Origin of the sequence: Microcystis sp. M53598_WE2 (assembly GCF_030067735.1) — a bacterium.
In the GTDB taxonomy this organism is placed as follows: domain Bacteria; phylum Cyanobacteriota; class Cyanobacteriia; order Cyanobacteriales; family Microcystaceae; genus Microcystis; species Microcystis aeruginosa.
This window is the reverse complement of the sequence record NZ_JASJFE010000859.1, coordinates 1-3530: the sequence shown is the minus strand read 5'-3', so window position 1 is coordinate 3530 and position 3530 is coordinate 1. Positions and strand designations below refer to the sequence as shown.

At 46.1% G+C, this 3530-nt stretch carries 2 protein-coding genes; both read right to left on the bottom strand.

The window, feature by feature from the left end; genetic code table 11:
• Window positions 1–201 precede the first annotated feature (201 nt).
• Window positions 202–2907 carry a phycobilisome rod-core linker polypeptide gene (locus tag PX636_RS17345; RefSeq protein WP_288118044.1) on the bottom strand — a complete coding sequence of 902 codons (2706 nt, stop codon included), beginning with the start codon at window positions 2905–2907 and terminating at the stop codon, window positions 202–204.
• 174 nt (window positions 2908–3081) lie between these two features.
• Window positions 3082–3420 carry a divalent-cation tolerance protein CutA gene (gene cutA, locus PX636_RS17340; protein WP_012267405.1) on the bottom strand — a complete coding sequence of 113 codons (339 nt, stop codon included), beginning with the start codon at window positions 3418–3420 and terminating at the stop codon, window positions 3082–3084.
• Between the last annotated feature and the right edge of the window lie 110 nt (window positions 3421–3530).

Genomic DNA, 3530 nt, shown 5'->3' with positions numbered 1-3530 from the left:
TTACCGATAAAAATCGTTACTTTCCGAACGTCGATAAAACCATCATTTTCTAGTAAACCCGCCTTAATTGGACCGAAGTCTTTAACTTTAATTTGGCTCATTGTTATCCCCTTGATTGACGATAATAAATTTTGGGCAGTAATTTGTCCTGAAAAAAGCTCGTGTTAAACACGAGCTAAATTAACTAACTTCAAGGACTAATTAGCCACCGACTTTAACTACCGGTTTAAAACTGGGAACCACCAGTTCACTATCCTGTTTAGTCAGCTTATTGTATAAGCGTTCCGTATTGGGGAAATTAGCGGCTGGTAGAGTCGGGAAACGACGATAGGGAACCGTATCTTCACCAAATAATTGTAGGTATTCCATGCTATTAACCATGGCACCGATAAAGGCTTTTAATCCCTTAGTTGCCAGAATTTGGTTATATTTCTGGATTTCTTTTTGATTCAAGGGAGCGCGACCTAAGAAGTGCTTGGTTCCCAATTCAATTACTTTCGTATTTGGATAGGGAGCATAGAATTCTTTCAGGTAAAGATCCGAACAACCTAAACCCTCAATAAACTCTTTCACCGTGATCTCAGCATTGCTTAATTTACTCTCTAAAGCGGTAAATTCGGCATTGATGATATAGGGTTCGAGATCCCGTTCAAAAATCTGACGATAGGCGGCGCGAACAGTATTTTGTACGGCAACTTTATCGAGATTAGTTAACAGTTTAAAGACCTTAGTTTGTTCCCGTTGAACCGTGACACCTTGACCGACACGAGATTGAATATCGGGTTCAGTGCGAATCGAGACCGAAGGTGTACCCAATTCAATAAAGCGCGGGGTTTCCTCTTTATCAACTCTTTGGCCGATATCTTCGCGGAGATTGCCCAAACGCACCATCCGTAACTGCATCCCTTGGGGAGTTAGATAGCGCTCGTAGGGAACCGTATCTTCACCAAAAGCTTCCGTATATTCAGGACTGTCGATAAGGGCATCGATTAAAGCATAGAAGCCTTTTTTCGAGCAAAGATCGAAGTATTGATTCATTTCCTGACGACCGTAGGTGGGACGACCGAGCAGACGACGGTGAATATATTCGATCGCTTTCACCACATAGAGAGGAGTCCAGTAGATTTTCCGGAAAGCCTCGGATTTAGCTAGGGTTTTGATAAACTCGCGCAGAGTAATATCGCCATTTTCTAACTTAATCTCGGCCACGGATAAACGCTGACCTTCGTAGGGCATTCGACCGAAAACCTGACGATAAGCCGCTAAAATCACTCTTTGGGTGGAACTTTCGCCAAATTTAACGCTTACCCCATTGCTAGAACCGGGTAACTCGTTATTGAGACGGAAAACTTTCGGTCCCAAAGTACCGGGGAATTCACCTCGGGCGCTGGGGTTACTATTTTGGTTATTAGTGGCAGGTCCGCGGTGGATGAGGATACGTTTGGTATCTTTACCGAAGGGAGCGGGACTAGAACTAGGTTCGCGGGTTTCTTTCGGGAAAATTGCCCCAAATTGGATTTCTAGGGGATCATTTCCGGAACCGTAAACGTGCTGATCCGGTAAGGGGCGATCGTATTTAGCAAAGGTGGTGATAAATTGGGGAACTTTGCGGAAAGGTGCGCTGTAGTTAAACAGGTCGATCTGCATCCCCCAGTTACGACATTCCTGCGCTTCTGCACCCAAACCCCGGAGATAGGGAACGGTTTCTTCGCCGAAATAGTCGGAATACTCCTGAGAATCGACTAAAGCATCGATTAACGCCGCTAAACCGCCGCTAGAGACGATCGAGAAGTATTTCTGCACTTCTTCCCGGGAGGAAGGACCGCGACCGAGGAAATGACGGAAAGCCAATTCTAGGGCGCGACTATTGATAAAAGGTTCAAAGAACTGTTTACGGTAGAGAGGCGATTTACCGAGACGACGGACGAATTCTTTCATCGAGATGTCGCCGTTTTTCACCTTCGATTCTAGGTCAGAAATGGACTGACTGTAGGCGCGAGTGATGTCCCGTTCAAAAATTTGTCTGTAGGCGGCCTTGATAATCGAAGATTTTTCTGACTCCGATAAACCGGTTTTCATGACAAACTTTTGCCGTTTTTCGGCGGCGTTGTAGTAGCTTTGGGGAAGACTTAAACCCTGTTGGTCACTACTGGGACGCTGACGCAGTTTATTAGAGGGGGTGGGGGCTTTTAATTCCCCCAGTAGGATATTGAAATAGTCACTGATTAAAGTGGCCGCATCCTTGTCTCTCTGGAAATACTCGATCGAAGCGGCCCGCATTTCTTGCAGGGCCACGATGGTGGCATCAATGGAACAGGCATTTTCGAGAACTTCCCTTAAACCGCGGGTATTAACGATCAGGATACTGGTATCACCAGCCACGATCGCATAGGTAATGTAACGCAGGAACCAGGATAAATCCCGGAGGGACTTCTGCATATTGCTCGGACCGTAACGAGAGACGTTAATCGGTCGGAATCCGGGGGGAATTGGGCCGCTAGAGGCGAAAATCCCTTTTAAGCCACCGAGAAGGCCACTGCCGCCACCGGACCCGCTTTCCGCGTAGGTAACGGTTCCTAATTTCATCCCTTCCTGGACGTTGATAACTTTACCCGCACCCACCATAGCCATTTCTTCCACGGGGGGTTTTTCTAGGTAAGCCATGGGGGAACCGCCGGTAAAAATCCGGTTAGCTGCCCGTGACACGATCAGATCGGAGTTCCGGGTGAGCGTTTGGGCAATATCTAAGCGCTTGCTCCCCGATTGGAAGTAGGCGATCAGTTCATTGAGTTCGGGTTTATCGAGAAAGCGGTCTTGTTGTTCTGCTTGGGTAATGGCAGATACTGGGACGGTTTGATAGAGTTGGGGACGCGCTAAGGAGCTGCCACCGCTTGCCTTAAGACTCATTGGATTTTAACTATCTCCCTTGACGATGTGCTGAGTTCTCCAATCGTGGAGGCGATCGGTCTTAAAACCAGATGTTTAAAAATTTAATCAGCATCTAGATTAAAACTTTTTGCGCTTCCTGAGATAGTTTATTAAGAATTATATAGATTTTTTTCGCTAAACTTACCGATCGGTCTATTCCGACACCCCACCTGTATGGGAGGCTAACCAGTCTAAATAGGTCTGAGAACCCGCCACAATCGGTAAAGCGATGATTTCTGGGACGGCATAGGTATGAAGTTCCTGTATCTTCGCCGATAACTGCTCAAACTGCTTTAAATCGCTTTTAATCGCTAATTGCCATTCGCGCTCGTTTTCAATCTGTCCCTGCCAACGATAAATGGAACGAATCGGGTAAATACTGACACAAGCTGCCAAGCGCTCGTTAAGTAAGGCGATCGCTAAGTTTTCCGCTTCCGTTTCGCTGGTTGTTGTCACCAGCACCACTCCAAAACCGGTTAATCTTTCAGTCATACTAAATCCGTTGAGTATAGGCTACATATCAGGACAGGCAACAGGCAACAGGCAACAGGGGGAATAAATAATCAGTTTTTAATAACCAGATTTAGTATAATAGTGATGAT

Bases quoted from the DNA above. Each gene is read 5' to 3' on its own strand.
- PX636_RS17345 (WP_288118044.1), bottom strand. From the start codon at position 2,907: ATGAGTCTTAAGGCAAGCGGTGGCAGCTCCTTAGCGCGTCCCCAACTC.
- cutA (WP_012267405.1), bottom strand. From the start codon at position 3,420: ATGACTGAAAGATTAACCGGTTTTGGAGTGGTGCTGGTGACAACAACC.